The sequence below is a fragment of the Pseudomonas sp. FSO-7 genome, from assembly GCF_059579345.1.
In genome coordinates this window covers 4,357,245-4,372,138 of the sequence record NZ_CM184193.1, presented here as the reverse complement: position 1 = coordinate 4,372,138, position 14,894 = coordinate 4,357,245, and the positions used below count along the sequence as shown (strand labels likewise).

At 62.4% G+C, this 14,894-nt stretch carries 10 protein-coding genes and 2 pseudogenes; 6 read left to right on the top strand and 6 right to left on the bottom strand.

Going from position 1 to position 14,894, the window contains the following annotated elements; all coding sequences use genetic code 11:
* Nucleotides 1–15 precede the first annotated feature (15 nt).
* On the top strand, nt 16–798 hold the full coding sequence (locus AC515T_RS18945) for a phosphate/phosphite/phosphonate ABC transporter substrate-binding protein (protein WP_496529583.1): 783 nt from the start codon (nt 16–18) through the stop codon (nt 796–798).
* Nucleotides 799–834: 36 nt separating this feature from the next.
* On the opposite strand, the gene AC515T_RS18940 is transcribed toward AC515T_RS18945, so the two are convergent.
* Together AC515T_RS18940 and AC515T_RS18935 are read right to left on the bottom strand one after the other, a co-directional pair.
* Complete coding sequence (locus AC515T_RS18940; protein WP_496533162.1) at nt 835–1,602, bottom strand: methyl-accepting chemotaxis protein; 768 nt, start codon at nt 1,600–1,602, stop codon at nt 835–837.
* A 93-nt stretch (nt 1,603–1,695) separates the two neighbouring features.
* Nucleotides 1,696–2,778 (bottom strand): annotated as a pseudogene (locus tag AC515T_RS18935) (HAMP domain-containing protein); the annotation flags it as partial.
* Between the two features lie 293 nt (nt 2,779–3,071).
* On the opposite strand from AC515T_RS18935, the gene AC515T_RS18930 reads away from it, so the two are divergent.
* Nucleotides 3,072–4,115 (top strand): GlxA family transcriptional regulator, encoded by a 1,044-nt coding sequence (locus tag AC515T_RS18930; RefSeq protein ID WP_496529582.1) that lies wholly within the window; start codon nt 3,072–3,074, stop codon nt 4,113–4,115.
* Between the two features lie 87 nt (nt 4,116–4,202).
* Here AC515T_RS18930 and AC515T_RS18925 read toward each other — a convergent pair whose 3' ends face one another.
* Together AC515T_RS18925 and AC515T_RS18920 are read right to left on the bottom strand one after the other, a co-directional pair.
* Nucleotides 4,203–4,616 carry a hypothetical protein gene (locus tag AC515T_RS18925; protein ID WP_496529581.1) on the bottom strand — a complete coding sequence of 138 codons (414 nt, stop codon included), beginning with the start codon at nt 4,614–4,616 and terminating at the stop codon, nt 4,203–4,205.
* 301 nt (nt 4,617–4,917) lie between these two features.
* Nucleotides 4,918–6,111: a YbfB/YjiJ family MFS transporter gene (locus AC515T_RS18920; RefSeq protein WP_496529580.1), complete on the bottom strand. Its 1,194-nt coding sequence runs from the start codon at nt 6,109–6,111 to the stop codon at nt 4,918–4,920.
* Nucleotides 6,112–6,221: 110 nt separating this feature from the next.
* Between AC515T_RS18920 and AC515T_RS18915 the strand changes: the two are divergent.
* A pseudogene (locus tag AC515T_RS18915) lies at nt 6,222–7,098 on the top strand (LysR family transcriptional regulator).
* A gap of 190 nt (nt 7,099–7,288) precedes the next feature.
* Here AC515T_RS18915 and AC515T_RS18910 read toward each other — a convergent pair.
* Nucleotides 7,289–8,011, bottom strand: coding sequence for a pirin family protein (locus AC515T_RS18910; protein WP_496529579.1), 723 nt, complete (start codon nt 8,009–8,011; stop codon nt 7,289–7,291).
* A 324-nt stretch (nt 8,012–8,335) separates the two neighbouring features.
* On the opposite strand from AC515T_RS18910, the gene AC515T_RS18905 reads away from it, so the two are divergent.
* On the top strand, nt 8,336–9,286 hold the full coding sequence (locus AC515T_RS18905) for a GlxA family transcriptional regulator (RefSeq protein ID WP_496529578.1): 951 nt from the start codon (nt 8,336–8,338) through the stop codon (nt 9,284–9,286).
* 183 nt (nt 9,287–9,469) lie between these two features.
* Nucleotides 9,470–10,960, top strand: coding sequence for an ATP-binding protein (locus tag AC515T_RS18900; RefSeq protein WP_496529577.1), 1,491 nt, complete (start codon nt 9,470–9,472; stop codon nt 10,958–10,960).
* Here AC515T_RS18900 and AC515T_RS18895 read toward each other — a convergent pair.
* Nucleotides 10,907–13,711 carry an ATP-binding protein gene (locus AC515T_RS18895; RefSeq protein ID WP_496529576.1) on the bottom strand — a complete coding sequence of 935 codons (2,805 nt, stop codon included), beginning with the start codon at nt 13,709–13,711 and terminating at the stop codon, nt 10,907–10,909. The two genes, AC515T_RS18900 and AC515T_RS18895, sit on opposite strands and share 54 nt — an antisense overlap.
* A gap of 347 nt (nt 13,712–14,058) precedes the next feature.
* Here AC515T_RS18895 and AC515T_RS18890 point away from each other — a divergent pair, with 347 nt between their 5' ends.
* The gene (locus tag AC515T_RS18890; RefSeq protein ID WP_496529575.1) at nt 14,059–14,880 is read left to right on the top strand and encodes an alpha/beta fold hydrolase; all 822 of its coding nucleotides are present in this window, start codon (nt 14,059–14,061) and stop codon (nt 14,878–14,880) included.
* Nucleotides 14,881–14,894: the final 14 nt, after the last annotated feature.

Below are 14,894 nucleotides of genomic sequence, written 5' to 3'. Positions count from 1 at the left end.
TTAATTGGATTTCATATGACCAGCGATTTCTCCATGTACCTCGCTCCCGCCAGGGTTTTACAGGCACAGGAAGCCTGGCTCCAACGCGTCCTGGCGATTTTGGGCGAGCACCGCGAGCAAGAGCAAATGGTTGATCCAACGTCCCATTGGCTTTCTCCAGACCTCTTGTTGTCCCAGACCTGTGGCTATCCGTTAGTCACTTCGCTGCGGGGAAAGGTGAGGCTGATCGGGCGCCCGAGTTATGAGCTTGCCCATAGCTCGGGCGGTGACCATTGCAGTTTGCTGCTTTGTAGAGCTGATTCGGCCGTGACGGATCTGGCGGGTTTCCAGGGCAGTCATGGGCTGATCAACGCCCAGGATTCCAATTCAGGAATGAATCTATTGCGCCATACGCTTGCCGGGATCAGTGACCGTGGTTTTTTCTCAAGACTAACCTTCACCGGATCGCACAGAGAGAGCATGCGAAGGCTGAAAGATCGCGACGGTGATTTGGCTTCTATCGACAGCGTCACCTACGACTATCTTGCGAGAGATAACAGTGACGAGATCGAAGGCCTGAGGATCCTGGCGCGAAGTGCGCGCAGTCCCTGTCTGCCTTACATAACCTCGATGCGTCGAACGGCCGCGGATGCAGATTCAATCAGGAACGCAATGAATGAAGCCTTGAGCCAACTGCCTGAGGTTTCTCGAACGCTGGCTATCAGGGAAGTGCTGCCGGCCAGTGAGGCTGACTATGCGTGTGTTCTGGAATATGAGCGCAGTGCGACCCGTTGCGGCTTTTCGTTCGTGGCGTCCTGAGCGGCGAGCCGTCCCTGGCTCATCACCCCAAATCATCTAGAACTTGAACCGCCCCACCAGTCCTTTGAGCTGCCCGGAAATATCGGTCAAGCGCCCCGAACCGGTCTGCGCCGAATGGGCGAATTCCTCGACCAATTGTGCGTCGGTATGGATCTGCGCGATGTGCCGGTTGATGTCTTCGGCCACCTGGTGCTGTTCCTCTGCGGCCGTGGCGATCTGGGTGTTCTGGTCGCGGATCGAGTCCACCGAGATGCGGATCTTGTCGAAACTGTCGCGGGCCTGTTGGATGCGTTCCACGCTGGTTTGCGACACCTGCAGGCTGCTTTGCATCTGCTGGGTGACTTCCTGGGTGCGCCGCGCGAGGTTGCCCAGCAGGCTGTCGATCTCACCGGTAGAATCGGCGGTGCGGCGGGCCAGAGCCCGGACTTCGTCGGCTACCACGGCGAACCCACGACCCTGATCGCCGGCGCGCGCGGCTTCGATAGCGGCGTTGAGAGCCAGCAGGTTGGTCTGTTCGGCAATCGAGCGAATGGTGTCGAGGATGGTGTTGATGTTCTTGCTGTCCTGCTCCAACGCTTGCATGGTCTGGGTCGACTTCTGCAGGTCCTCGCTCAGTTTCAGCACGCTGCCCGTGGCTTCGCCGATGTGATGCTGGCCGTCGTGTACGTCGCGATAACCTTCGTCCGCACTGGAGGCGGCCTGGCTGCACGAGCGGGCCACTTCGTTGGCGGTGGCGACCATTTCGTTGAACGCGGTGCTCACCAACTCCACGGCCTGACGCTGGCGCCCGGCTGCATCGTTCATGTTCTGGGCCACGTGGCTGGTATCGGCCGCGGCGGTTTGCAGGTCGGAAGAGGCGCTGCCGATGCGCTGCATCAGTTGCGCGATCATGCCCAGGAACTGGTTGAACCAGCCCGCCAGGGTGGCCGTTTCGTCCTTGCCTTGCACCGAGAGTTTGCGGGTGAGGTCGCCTTCACCTTCGGCGATTTCCTGCAGGCCGTTGGCAACACCGCGGATCGGCCGCACGATGACGCTGGCGAAACTGGCGCCGACCACGGCGAAGACCACGGCCAGCGCGGCGGCGATGGCGGCGATCAGCCAAGTCAGACTCGAGGCCTCGGCCATCACTTCATCGCGCTTGATCAGGCCGATGAAGCGCCAGCCCAACCCTTTGGAACTGACCACGTTGGCCATGTAGGGCACGCCGTCGATCTCGATTTGGGTCACGCCATCGCTGCTTTTGGCCAGCTCGGCATAGTTGGGGCCCAGGTCGGCCAGCGGTTTGAAGTTGTGCTTGGCATCGGCGGCGTCCACCAGGACGTTGCCGTTGGCTTCCACCAGCATCAGGTAGCCGCTCTCGCCCAGCTTGATGTTCTTGACCAGTTCGGTCAGTTGTTTGAGCGACACGTCCAGGCCGACCACACCCACCAGTTTGCCGGCGGCGTCTGAAACCGTATGCACGATGCCGATCAGTGACACATCATCTGGCGCCCAGTAATACGCGTCTGTGCGCACGGTGGTGCCCGGCGCGGCGATGGCGGCCTTGTACCATGGACGCACCCGTGGGTCGTAGTTGGAGATTTTCGGGTCGTCCGGCCAACTGGCATAGCCGCCGTCGGCCAGGCCTACGGAAAGATAGGCGGTGGTCGGATGGCTCTTGGCGAATCTGTCGAAGATCTCCAAAAGCTGTTTGTTGCTCTCAGGAAGAGGAATTTGTGCGGCGTCGGCACCCGAGTAGTTTTTCAGATCCTTGGCTGCGACGATCCGAGGGTCCTTGGCGAAGAATTCGACGTTCTGGCTGATACCGTCGAAGAACTGCTTCATGCCGTTGTCGATCTGGCGGATTTCACGGCCGCTGCTGTCCAGGAAGTTGGCTTTTGCGGCGTCGCGCAGGTTCAGCACGACAAGCACCGCCACCAGGATAACCGGAAGGCAGGCGATGGCCGCGAACGCCCATGTCAGCTTCTGTTTGATATTCATGACTTCTCCCGCGGAATATTTTAAGTGTTGGAGCGGCGGAAACAGCAGTGGTTGGCGTTGCGAGTCTCTGGAAGGGAAAAGCGCCCATGCCTACTGCCAGTGTATCGACCAAAGTCGTAGGCACTTGAGGCTTGCCATTTTGGCGCGGGACGATCGGTAGACGGCGCAGGCGCGATAGCAGCCGGCTTGACTAGTCTGGAAGATAGCGTGGTTTGCCCTGCGCCTTCGCCCAGGGGTTCAGGGCACCCACGTGCAGCAAATCCTCATCGTCTTTAATGTATTAACGAGGCCCTATGCCAAGCGCATTCGAGAGCGTACTCAAAAACAAGAACATGGCTTATCGCCCGCTCGGCGCGGCGCCCGCCAGCCAGGCGCCGATCCGCGTCGCGTTTGTATTGATGGACAACTTCTCGATGATGTCCTTCACCGGTGCGGTGGATGCGCTGGTGACCGCCAACCTGATGAGCGACAGGCCCCTCTACGAGGTGCTGACGGTGGGGGTATCTGGCGGGCAGGTGACGAGCGACCTGGGCATTGTCATCTCGACGGACATCGAACTGGCGCAGATGCCGGAAAACCAGGACGTGTTGATCGTCGCCGGGGGCTTTCGCGTGAAACTGCAAGGCCACCCCTTGCTGCGCCGCAAGCTGCGCGCCAATGCGGCGTCCGGGGCGATCCTGGGCGGATTGTGGAACGGTGCCTTTTTTGTTGCCGATGCCAATCTGCTGGATGGCTTCGAATGCGCTGTCCATCCGGAAAGCCGCGCCATGATGGCGGAGGTGTTTCCCCATGTGAAGGTGTCCAGTCGGGCCTATGTGGTTGATCGGGAGCGGGTCAGTTGCGCGGGCGCCAACAGTTCGTTGCGCATGATGCTCCAGTTGATTCGCCAGACGGGTGGAGCGGCGCTGGTGGGGGCCATCGAGGAAATTCTGCGTTGTGATGAGTCAGGCGACGATGCGACGGACTTGCCGCCGGTTTTCGTCGAGACCGACCCGACGCTGCCGGAAAGCCTCAAGTTGGCGTTGGAGCTGATGTGGCAGAACGTAGAGGAACCCTTGACCATCGATGAGCTGGCGGCGTGCGTGAAGATTTCCAAGCGCCAGTTGGAACGAAGGTTCTGCAGTTTTCTCGGCGCGACCCCCACGCGCTATTACCTGGAGCTGCGCCTGACGCGGGCCCGCCAACTCATCCAGCAAACCAATCGGTCCGTGACCGAAATCGCCGTGGCGACAGGCTTTGTCAGTTCGCCGCACTTCCAGCGTCGTTTCCGGGATTTCTTTGGTGTGCCGCCTGGCAGCTACCGTTCGAAATCAGAGCGCAAACAAGCCTTGCGCTAAAGCCGCTGCCGGATCAGGAAGTGAGTTTTTGGAGCCGGGAGGGCTGCGCAGCTCAGCGGGAGCAAGCTCCCGCGACACGGACACAAATCAGCTTTTATCGCCGGTTTTTGTTTCGGTGGGCAGGTCTTCGGTTTGCGGAGTTGCTTGCGAAGCGGTCAAGGTCGTGTTCTTGCACAGCACCTTACCTACTTCATCGGCTATCGAGCCGTCGATGATTCGCTCTTGCATCTGGTCGAACTGGGCTTTTTCCAGCGCTGCGAGGCTGTTGTACATCCCCATGTGCCGTACATTGCGGCTGGCGCAGTCGAGTTCCAGTTTCGTGTAGTTGGTGAAGTAAGCCCCCGATCTCCGTACGGTGGCCTGGATGGCTGAACCGCTGTCGACAGACGAGATGATGGAGTACACGGCATCCGAATCATCATACATATATTTAATGTTCTGGACGTCCGCAGTTGCACTGCACGCAATCGAGAGTAAAGCAAGGCATAGGACGGTTTTCATGCTTTCTTCCGTGAATAAGCAAGTCAGGAGAGAATCGGTGGCAAAGTGAAATCATTTTGCCTAGGCTCAGGCGTTAGGTCAATTTGCGCCGGAGCGCCATCAATGACCGTTTGTCATAAAATGAATCATTTCGGGAACTTTATAGGTTCCCCTTGCACGCGGCAACAGACAAACGCATTCAGATGACTGTGAGCCTCACTTCGAGACGCGCCGCAGCTCCATTAGATCAAAGCTTGAAATCGCCCGATCGCCTGACTTTTTTTAGATGTTTTTCGTCTGAGGTGCTTCGAGAATCATGACTTCAGGACTTTCGGGCGTTTTTCCGCCACGAAATAAAATCGAGCATCAACGCAAAAAGAATCGCTCCGGCGGAGATCAGGAAAAGCGACGCGTGGTGTCCGCCACTGGCATTGAACAGGGCCGAGTAGGCAAACCCGGCCACCGCCTGGAAGGTGGCGAACGAAACAGTGGCCCGGCTCCAGGCCAGTTGTTGGCGATGATGGTTGGGCACCAGTTCATGCACCCGGGCCAGCGCCAAGGGCACGATGCCCGGTGGAAATGAGCCGATGATCACGGCCAGCAGGGCCAGTGTCATGAAGGTGTGTGAAATCGCCAGCAAGCCGAGGGCAATCGCTTGCACGGCCAGGACCAGTCGAATGCTCTTGCGCGCGCCGAGGTGATCAGCGAGAAAACCATAGCTCACCGGCCCGATAATCGCTCCGAGGCCATACATCACCCAGACCATGGCCCCGACATGCGCCCCGGCACCGAGGCCGCGCGCCACGTAGTCGACCAAAAAGACCATCGCAGGCACGAGCCCGGCGGCCATGAACGCATACTGGGCGAACAACTGGAGAACCGCGGGGGGCATGGGCTCGTCGGGCGCAGCGCTGGTTGTCACCTGCACCGTGTCCCGGGGCCAGCCAAACCAGCTCAACCCGGTCAATGCCAGCGACAGGGCGCCAAGCCCCAGCCAGGTGGATGACAGGCCCAGGCTCAACAGCGGCGGCACAATCGTTCCTGAACCGGCGATGCCAAGGCCGATGCCCAGGAAAATCGCGCCACTGGCCAAACCTCTGCGTGCCGCCGGTACATGGGGCAATACAGTCGCCGCCACCAGCACCATGATCGCGCCGCCGGCGATCCCCGACAGCAGCCGCCAGGCGAAATACCAGGTCACCGACACCGGGAAGGCACAGGCGAAAAATGCGCCGGTCACCACGAGCATCATTAGCCGCAACGCGTTCCTGTTGCCCAGTCGGTGGGCCATGGGACGGCCGAGCAGGGCGCCGATCAGATAACCGACCAGGTTCGCCGCCCCCAGGTAGACCACGTCGTTGGCAGAAAACCAACGAGCCTCGATCAATGCCGGGATCAGTGGCGTATAGGCGAAACGTGCCAGGCCGATGCTGACGAGGCTGGCGCAAAGGCCGGCGAAGATGGGCAGCCAGATGCCTGTGGGAGGTGAGTCGAGCGCAGCGGATGAAGGGGTCATGACAGCGATCCTGTGAAAGGTTTATTGCGCCCAGCATATCGGCTATCGTTGCTGCGTTTGTGCAGCGATTTAGCGTCATAGTGATGCATGTATGCATCAGTGGAGGGCGAATGAATTGGGATGATGCGCGGGTGTTTCTGGCCGTCTGCCGAGCGTCGACCTTGCGCGGTGCAGCGCGGGTACTGGGGGTGGATCAGGCGACGGTGGGGCGGCGCGTCACGGCGCTGGAGAGGTCCCTGGATGCCGCGTTGTTCCTGCGAACCTCCGACGGCTACGCATTGACGGCCGTCGGCGAGGCGGCGCTCGAGGCGGTGGAGAAGATGGAGCATTCGGCGCTGGAGCTGGAGCGCCGGATACAGGGCCTGGATGATCGCCTGATCGGCAATGTCCGGGTCGCCACCACCGACTCATTGGCCATCGACTTCCTGATTCCGGCCATTGCCAGCCTGCATGGGCGCCACCCCGACGTGCGCGTGCAACTGGATGCGTCCACGCAGATCCTCAGCCTGGTCAAGCGCGAAACGGACATCGCCGTGCGTAACACCCGGCCCGACAACCCCGACCTGATCGCTCGGCGAATCGCCCGTTGGCCGGTCGGATTGTTTGCGTCCCAAGCCTATGTCGATGCCCGTGGCGTACCGTCGCCCGGCAGCGAGTTCGACGGGCATGACCTGGTGGTTTATCAGCCGTACTGGCAGGGCAGCAAGGATTTTCACCCTGGTCTCGGAGCCGATCAATCGCGGGCGGATCGTGGCCAGCCTGAGTTCGAGCCTGTTGGTGCGCCGGTCGATTGCCGCGGGCATCGGTGTCGGGGAAATCCCGCTGTACATGGGGGAGCGTGACGGGTTGCTGAGGATCTGGCCGGAGCGCACGCGGCCGCTGCCTTACGAGGTCTGGCTGGTCACCCATGCGGACCTGCGTCATACCGCGCGGGTGCGGGCGGTGATTGATGAGATTGTCGAGGTGTTTGCGCTGGAGAATGAGTGAAGTGTCGGGGGCGGCCACCCATTCAATGTGGAGGCGCCGTTGTGAAAGACCCACTATTAAAAACCCATTGTGGGAGCGAGCTTGCTCGCGATAGCGGAGGGTCAGCTACATGCTTATCGGCTGACCTGACGCCATCGCGAGCAAGCTCGCTCCCACAGGTCTTCATAGCCCCTAGGGGTTAAAGGGTGTTTCATGGCATCTGTGGCAGTTCCTGCGGCCGCAGATCGAACACCAGCACCTCGGCATCCTGGCCGTGACTCAAGGTCAGGACCTGCTCCTCGCGCACCCGCACGCCATCGCCTTCCTGCAGTTGCACGCCGTTGAGCTCGACAGCGCCTCGGGCCACGTGCACGTAAGCATAACGATCCGGTGCGAGGGTCAGGGTGGCGTTTTGCTCGCCATCGAACAGCCCGGCGTAGACCCGTGCATCCTGGCGCACCTGGAGCGAGCCGTCGGCGCCATCCGGGGAGATGATCAATTGCAGGCGACCCTGTTTCTGCTCACGGCTGAAATGCTCCTGTTGATAGCGTGGCGTGGCGCCGCTGACGTTGGGCACGATCCAGATCTGCAGGAAGTGCACCGGCTCGTCCGCACTGTGGTTGAACTCGCTGTGGGCCACACCGCTGCCGGCGCTCATCAACTGCACGTCACCGGGGCGAATGACCGAGCCCGTGCCCAGGGTGTCCTTGTGTTCCAGCGCCCCTTCGAGCACATAGGAAAAGATCTCCATGTCCCGGTGGGGATGCTGGCCGAACCCCTTGGCCGCGGCGACCCGGTCGTCGTTGATGACCAGCAGGTCGGAGAAGCCCTGTTCGTTGAGGTCACGGTAACTGGCGAACGAGAAGGTGTGGAACGAGGTCAGCCAGCCGTGACGGGCAATGCCGCGGTCCGAAGCTTTGCGAAGGGTCAGCATGATGAATTCTCCTGATGTCTATGGGCGGCGGCTGGGGCCGTTCGCCGGGTTCAGAAGAAGGTTAATGGTTATCCAGATGTTCAATAAGCAGGTGAAAAACGAAAGACTGTCCGTTTTGGGTGGACAATGCTCAAATGTCACCAGCAGTCGCTTTGCTTCGCCATAATGTTGAGGCGTTTACGCTACACAAAACCTGTGGGAGCGAGCTTGCTCGCGATAGAGGTATGCCAGTTACCTTGATGCTGGCTGGTCCAACGCTATCGCGAGCAAGCTCGCTCCCACAGGGGGCATTTACAGTTTCTGGATTTTTTTGGCGTCTTTTTAATGAAAACCGTTGCAATGGTGCTGTTCCCGGATTTTTTGCTGCTCGACATGGCCGGGCCTCTCGAAGTGTTTTCCATCGCCAACCGTTACCTCGAAGCGGACCTGCGTTATCAACTGCTGACCCTGGGAACCGAGCGCGGGCCATTGCGAGCGTCCAACGGCGTGGCGGTGCAGGCCGATATCCATATCGACCAGGCCTGGGCAGCCTATGACGTGTTGCTGGTGCCGGGCGGGCCGGGGGCCTATAACGACCGGCATCCGGGGCTGCACACCTGGCTGCGGGCCGCGGCGCAACGGGCAACGCGCTACGGTTCCATCTGCACCGGCGCTTTCGTGCTCGGTGAGGCGGGCTTGCTCGACGGTTATCGCGTCACCACCCACTGGCATTACACCGAACGGCTGATACAACGTTTCCCCAAGGCCCTGGTGGAAACCGACAAAATCTTCCTGCAAGACCGGCGTTTGATTACCTCGGGCGGCGTCACCGCCGGGATCGACCTGGCCCTGGCCATCGTCGCCCAGGACCATGGCCGCAAAGTCGCGTTGGACGTGGCCAAGGTGCTGCTGGTGGTGATGAAGCGCCAGGGCGGCCAGGCGCAGTTCAGCCCCTCGGTGGCGGCGGTGTCGACGCAGGAATCGGCCATTACCCGGGTGCAGAACCACGTGATGGAGCATCTGGAAGAGCCTTTCACCATTGAGCGCATGGCCGCCTTGGCCGCCATGAGCGCGCGGCATTTCGCCCGGGTCTTTGCCCGTGAAGTGAAGATGACGCCTATGGAGTTCCTGCAGGGCGCGCGCATCGACCGGGCGCGTCATCTGCTGGAAACCACCGACCTGCCGCTCAAGACCGTGGCGTTTCGCAGCGGCTTCGGCAGTGTGCGGCACATGCGCTTTTTGTTCGGTGAAAAGCTCGGCTTGACCCCGGTGCAATATCGTCAGCAGTTCAGTTGAGGCGTCGGTGTCCGTCCAGGGCACCGTGATGTCCGTGGCGCTCCCAGTGCCAGCATTGTCCTGAAGCCTGCGCCTGCCAAGATAACGGCGAACCCTTTGGAAAGGATGCGCAGGAGCCAGGGCAAACGTGTTCGGTGACCCGCACGCTGACGCCCGCACCGGTTATCCGGCGCTGGATCGCCCATGAACAGTTTCGTCAAACCCGATAGTGAGCCGGCGGTGAGCTTCGGTCCGTTCGCCTTCTACCGCCAGCAGCGGCTGGTCACCCGTGACGGCCAACCCCTCGCGCTGGGTGGCCGGGCCCTGGATGTTCTGCAGGTACTGGTGGAGCACGCCGGTCAATACGTCAGCAAGCAAACCCTCATCGCCCACGTCTGGCCTGACAGCGTCGTGGAAGCCATCAACCTGCGGGTGCACATCGCGGCGCTGCGGCGGGCCTTCGGCGACGGGCGGGACGGCGCTCGTTATATCCTCAACCATCCGCGACAAGGCTATTGCCTGGCGATGCCCCTGGTGGTGCAAGGAGGCGTTGATTCGCCTTTCAGGCCCAGGGCCGAGCGCCACAACCTGCCCACGCGCTTGAGCCCGGTGGTCGGCCGCGACAGAGTCCTGGGACGGCTGTTGGCGCAAGTGCCCCGTCAAGCCCTGACCACCGTGAGTGGCCCCGGCGGGGTTGGCAAGACCACCGTGGTGTTGCGGGTGGCGGAGTTGCTGCTCGAGCACTTTGACGATGGGGCCTGGTTCGTTGACCTGGCGGCCGTCAGCGATCCCTCACAGGTGACGGCGCGGGTGGCCAGCACGCTGGGCCTGGCGTCCGGTTCTTTGGGCCAGTGCCTTGAGTCCTGCCGCCTGTTGCTGGTGCTCGACGGTTGCGAGCATGTGCTCGATGCCTGTCGGGAATTGGCCCAGGCACTGGCTACGGCAGCGCCGGGGGTGTCGCTGTTGTGCAGCAGCCGCGAGCCCCTGGCCCTGCCGGGCGAAAAAATCGTGCCGCTGCCGGGCTTGGCCGTGGCCTCGCCCCTGGAGCCCGAGCACCAGGTCGTCGCGTGCCCGGCGGTGCAGTTGCTGATCGAGCGGGTGGGCGCCCGGCAACAGGGTTTCCAGCCCCATGGCCGCGACTGGCTGATCCTGGCACAGATCTGCCAGCGCCTGGACGGCTTGCCGCTGGCGTTGGAGCTGGCGGCGGCCCAGGTCGATGCCTTGGGGCTGGCCGGGGTCCTCGAACAATTGGATTACGGCTTGTCACTCTTGAGCCATGGACGGCGTACGGCGGTGGCCCGGCATCGAAGCCTGGAGGCCGTGCTGGATTCGAGTGTCGAGCGTTTGAGCGCTGACGAACAAACCGTGTTCCAGCGCCTGGCGGTGTTCGAGGGGCCGTTTACGCTCAGGGCGGCGCTGGCCGTGATCAGTTGCGCTGAACTGAGTGTCGAGCAATTGCCCTCGTTGCTGTCGCGGCTGGCGAGTGTGTCATTGCTGATGGTCGAACCGCTGGCCGAAGGAGGACGTTTTAGACTGCTGCACACCACGCGCGCCTATGCCATGGATAAATTGCGGCGCAGTGGTCAGTGGCCCGTGTTCCATCGGCGTTACGTGCTGCAAGGCGCCTGGGGCACGCGCCATTCAAGGCCCCAGCCGGCGAGTCAAGCTCTGGAGCAGCGCGTCGGCCTCCATTAAGTCGGGGGTGTCGAACCCCTCGCTGAAGCGTCGGTAGACCGGTCCGAGCAGCTCCTGCGCGGCTTGCATTTGCCCGCGACGTTGCCACAAGCGGGCCAGGGACGTGGCGCTGCGCAGTTCCCAAGCCAGGGCATGCTGACGACGGGCGACGTTCAGGGCGGCCAGCAGTTGCGCTTCCGCGGCGTCTTCCAGGGAGGGGTCGTTCCGGGCCAGCCAGGTTTCGGCGCCGGCCCGCAGGATCTCCGCCGAACACCAGCCCGCGGCGCCACTGCGGGCCCGTTCCAGTTGTGTCGGGCTGACAAAGTCAGGGCGCAGGGTGACGGCGATGTCCTGGATCAGCCCGTTTGTCGGGCTCGTCTCCAGAGGCAGACCATCGAGTGCGCTGTCGTAATGGCAGGCCCAGTCATGGAACAGCATCACCGAATGTTTCTTGGCCTGCTGCTTCAACAGGTCGAGCCTTTTCCGGGTGGTCGGGTAATCGCCGATGTAGTGGGCGATCACGCAACCGGTTATCGCCAAGGTGTAGCAGATCGAAATGCCGTGGTTGATCTGTAAGGCGATCTGCAACGCCAGGTTGGCGGTGCGCCGGGCTTTCTCGGCAAAACCTTGCAGCCAGAGGATGCGCGCCAGAATCGTCAGCGCGGCCACGCTCTGGTCGTATTGCACGCCGAAGCCGTGGCTGAAGCGGCTGAGGTGGCCGCTCTGGGCCAGGCGCTGGATTACCTGTTCGGCCTCGCGCCGCGACGCGCCCTGGTCGCCGGTGAAATGCAGCGCCAGCACCCGCAGGCGTTGGGTGCTCAAGGACAGGGTCGGGTCGCCCTGCAAACCCAGCCGGTCGAAATCCAGGCTGTGTTCCAGGGCCTGTTGGTAGTTGCCGCAGCTGAGGTCCACGGTCATTTGCCCGGACACGGCCCGCAACTCGCCGGCCAGGTCCTGGCATTGCCGGGCCAGTTGCCGGGCGGTGGCGAAGGCACGGACCGTGGCAGGCGTGCCACCCTCGGTGTGGTAGTTGAAACTGGCGTGGGCCAGTTCCAGGGCCAGGGTCAAGCGTGGGCATGGCGTGGGGCTGGCCCGCAACAATCGCAGCGCCTTGTTGACGTAGAGCCCGTGCTCCTTGAGCAGCGACAGCTCCTGCCAGAGGGGCAGGGTGCGGGCGGTCAGGCGGATCGCCACGGCGTGTGAACCCTGCGGGCCAAGGCCTCGGTCGAGCGCCGCGCGGATGTCGTCGCGATAGTCGGCGTAGCGCGCGATCCACAGTCGGGTAGGGGTGTTCTCCCAATCGTTTTCCGCTTGGCCCATGAGCGCCAGGCAGCGCTCGGCGTGACGTTCCTGGCTGGCCGCCAGTTCCCCGGCTTCGGCCAGCTTTTCCAAGGCGTAGCGGCGGGTGGTGTCCAGCAGGCGATAGCGCACCTCTTCATCGCCGATCTCGACGTTGAGCAACGATTTGGCGACTAACTGGCTGACCGATACCAGCACCTGCTCGGGCGCGACATGCTGGCCGACGATCACCGCCGCGGCCGAGGCCAGGTTGAAACTGCCCATGAACACCGCCAGCCGCCGCAGGCAGGTCTGCTCGCAGGCCGTGAGCAGCGCGAAGCTCCAGTCCAGCGTGGCGCGCAGGGTCTGTTGGCGCGGGGCGGCGTCGGTGTCGTTGTGGAGCAGGGCGACGCTGTCTTGCAGTTGCCGGTGCAGTGCTTCGAGGGTGAAGCGGCCGAGTTGTCCGGCGGCCAGTTCGATGGCCAGGGGAATGCCGTCCAGCCGCTGGCAGATGTCGACCACCAACGGAACCTCGCGGTCGGTCAGTTCGAAGTCGTCAAGGCTGGCCATTGCACGCTCGGCAAACAGTTGCAGCGCCGGGTACTCCAGGGCGGGATAACCCTCGATGGGCATTTCCCGGGGCGGGAATGCCAGGGCATCCAGGCGTTGCACGTATTCGCCTTCGGCGCGCAGGCCTTCGCGGCTGGTGGCCAGGATGTGCAGGTGAGGGGCACCGCGCAGCAAGGTTTCGCTGAGCTGGGCGATGGCGTCGATCAGGTGCTCGCAGTTGTCGATCACCAGCAGCAGATGCCGCTCTTTGAGCTGCCGGGCGATGGTATCCGGTGGATCACCGTCCTGCAGTGGCAAGTCGAGCAATGCGCACAGGTTGGGGACGATCATGGCCGCATCGTTGAGCGACGCGAGGTCCAGCAGGTGGGTGCCGTCACGGTAGTGGCCGATCAGCCGTTCAGCGGCCCGCAGGGCAACGGTGGTCTTGCCGATGCCGCCGGTGCCGACCAGGGTAATGAAGCGCTTTCGTGGCAACTGGGCCACCAGGTTTTCCACCAGGGCCTGGCGTCCGATCAGGCGCGTGCGCTGCAGCGGCAGGTTGCGCGCCAGGGACGGATGAGGAATGCGCGCCAAGGGGTCGAGGGATTCGAATGAAAGCGGCGCGACAAAACTGTAGCCGCGCTGCGCCACGGTGACGATGTAGCGCTGCCCGGCCTGGCCGTCCCCGAGAGCCTTGCGCAGGGCCGCGACGTGTACGCGCAGGTTGGTGTCTTCCACCACGCTCCTGGGCCAGACCCGGGCGATCAGCTGCTGCTTGCTCACCACCTCGCCTGCGTGTTCGAGCAACACCAGCAGAATCTCCACGGCCCGCCGTCCCAGGCGCAACGGTTGCTCGCCCTCCAGCACCAGGCGCTGGCGCGGATGGACCCGGTAAGGGCCGAAATGCACCGTCTGTTCGACGGGCAGGCTGAGGTATTGGCTCATGGTGCTCTCAATGTTCTGGTCCCGATGCCTGGGCTTTACCCGAGCATATTCCTCAGGTTTGGCTTCAAGCGCAACGGCGCAGGCTCTACTCCCAGCCTTCCAGCCGCCGAGCTCTGTGGCGAAGGAGCTTGCTCCCGCTGGGTCGCGAAGCGGCCCCAAAAGGTCTCCAGCCCAATCAATCTGGCACACCAAAGTGACAGTCCTGGGGCTGCTGCGCAGCCCAGCGGGAGCAAGCGCCCTCGTCACAAAAGCACGCCAGTTCCAAAAAAATTAACAACGTTTAACTCACGCCCAAACCCTCTCTGACCGGACCATAAAGCGATCCACCCACCTCAAGGAATCCTGTCATGAGCACCTTCATCACCCGCGACGGCACCGAGATCTACTACAAGGATTGGGGCACTGGTCAACCGGTGGTCTTCAGCCACGGCTGGCCGTTGAACTCGGACAGTTGGGAGGCGCAGATGATGTTCCTGGCGTCCAACGGCTATCGGGTGATCGCCCATGACCGCCGTGGGCACGGGCGTTCCAGCCAGCCTTGGGACGGCAACGACATGGACACTTACGCCGATGACCTGGCCGAGCTGATCGAACGCCTGGACTTGAAGGACGCGGTGCTGCTCGGTTTCTCCACCGGCGGTGGCGAAGTGGCGCGCTACATCGGTCGCCATGGCGCTGCCCGTGTCGCCAAGCTTGGCCTGATCTCGGCGGTGACGCCGCTGATGGTCAGGACCGCGGCCAACCCTGGCGGCTTGCCCATCGAAGTGTTCGACGGGTTCCGCCAGGCCTCCCTGGCCGACCGTTCTCAGCTATACAAAGATGTGGCCAGCGCGTTTTTCGGCGCCAACCGTCCAGGCGCCAAAGTCTCCCAAGGCATGATCGACTGGTTCTGGATGCAGGGCATGCTCGCCGGCCACAAGAACGCCTACGACTGCATCAAGGCGTTCTCGGAGACCGATCTTTCCGAAGACCTGCGCAATATCGACGTGCCGACCCTGGTGGTCCATGGCGATGACGACCAGGTGGTCCCCATCGAAACCGCCGGCATCGCCGCCGCCAAGTTGCTGAAGAATTCGCAGCTGCTGGTCTACCCGGGTGCGCCTCATGGCCTGACCGACACCCACAAGGATCGGCTGAACGCCGACCTGCTGGCGTTCATCCAGGGTTGACCAGGCACTAACCT

Bases quoted from the DNA above. Each gene is read 5' to 3' on its own strand.
- AC515T_RS18945 (WP_496529583.1), top strand. From the start codon at position 16: ATGACCAGCGATTTCTCCATGTACCTCGCTCCCGCCAGGGTTTTACAG.
- AC515T_RS18940 (WP_496533162.1), bottom strand. From the start codon at position 1,602: ATGAACGATGCAGCCGGGCGCCAGCGTCAGGCCGTGGAGTTGGTGAGC.
- AC515T_RS18930 (WP_496529582.1), top strand. From the start codon at position 3,072: ATGCCAAGCGCATTCGAGAGCGTACTCAAAAACAAGAACATGGCTTAT.
- AC515T_RS18925 (WP_496529581.1), bottom strand. From the start codon at position 4,616: ATGAAAACCGTCCTATGCCTTGCTTTACTCTCGATTGCGTGCAGTGCA.
- AC515T_RS18920 (WP_496529580.1), bottom strand. From the start codon at position 6,111: ATGACCCCTTCATCCGCTGCGCTCGACTCACCTCCCACAGGCATCTGG.
- AC515T_RS18910 (WP_496529579.1), bottom strand. From the start codon at position 8,011: ATGCTGACCCTTCGCAAAGCTTCGGACCGCGGCATTGCCCGTCACGGC.
- AC515T_RS18905 (WP_496529578.1), top strand. From the start codon at position 8,336: ATGAAAACCGTTGCAATGGTGCTGTTCCCGGATTTTTTGCTGCTCGAC.
- AC515T_RS18900 (WP_496529577.1), top strand. From the start codon at position 9,470: ATGAACAGTTTCGTCAAACCCGATAGTGAGCCGGCGGTGAGCTTCGGT.
- AC515T_RS18895 (WP_496529576.1), bottom strand. From the start codon at position 13,711: ATGAGCCAATACCTCAGCCTGCCCGTCGAACAGACGGTGCATTTCGGC.
- AC515T_RS18890 (WP_496529575.1), top strand. From the start codon at position 14,059: ATGAGCACCTTCATCACCCGCGACGGCACCGAGATCTACTACAAGGAT.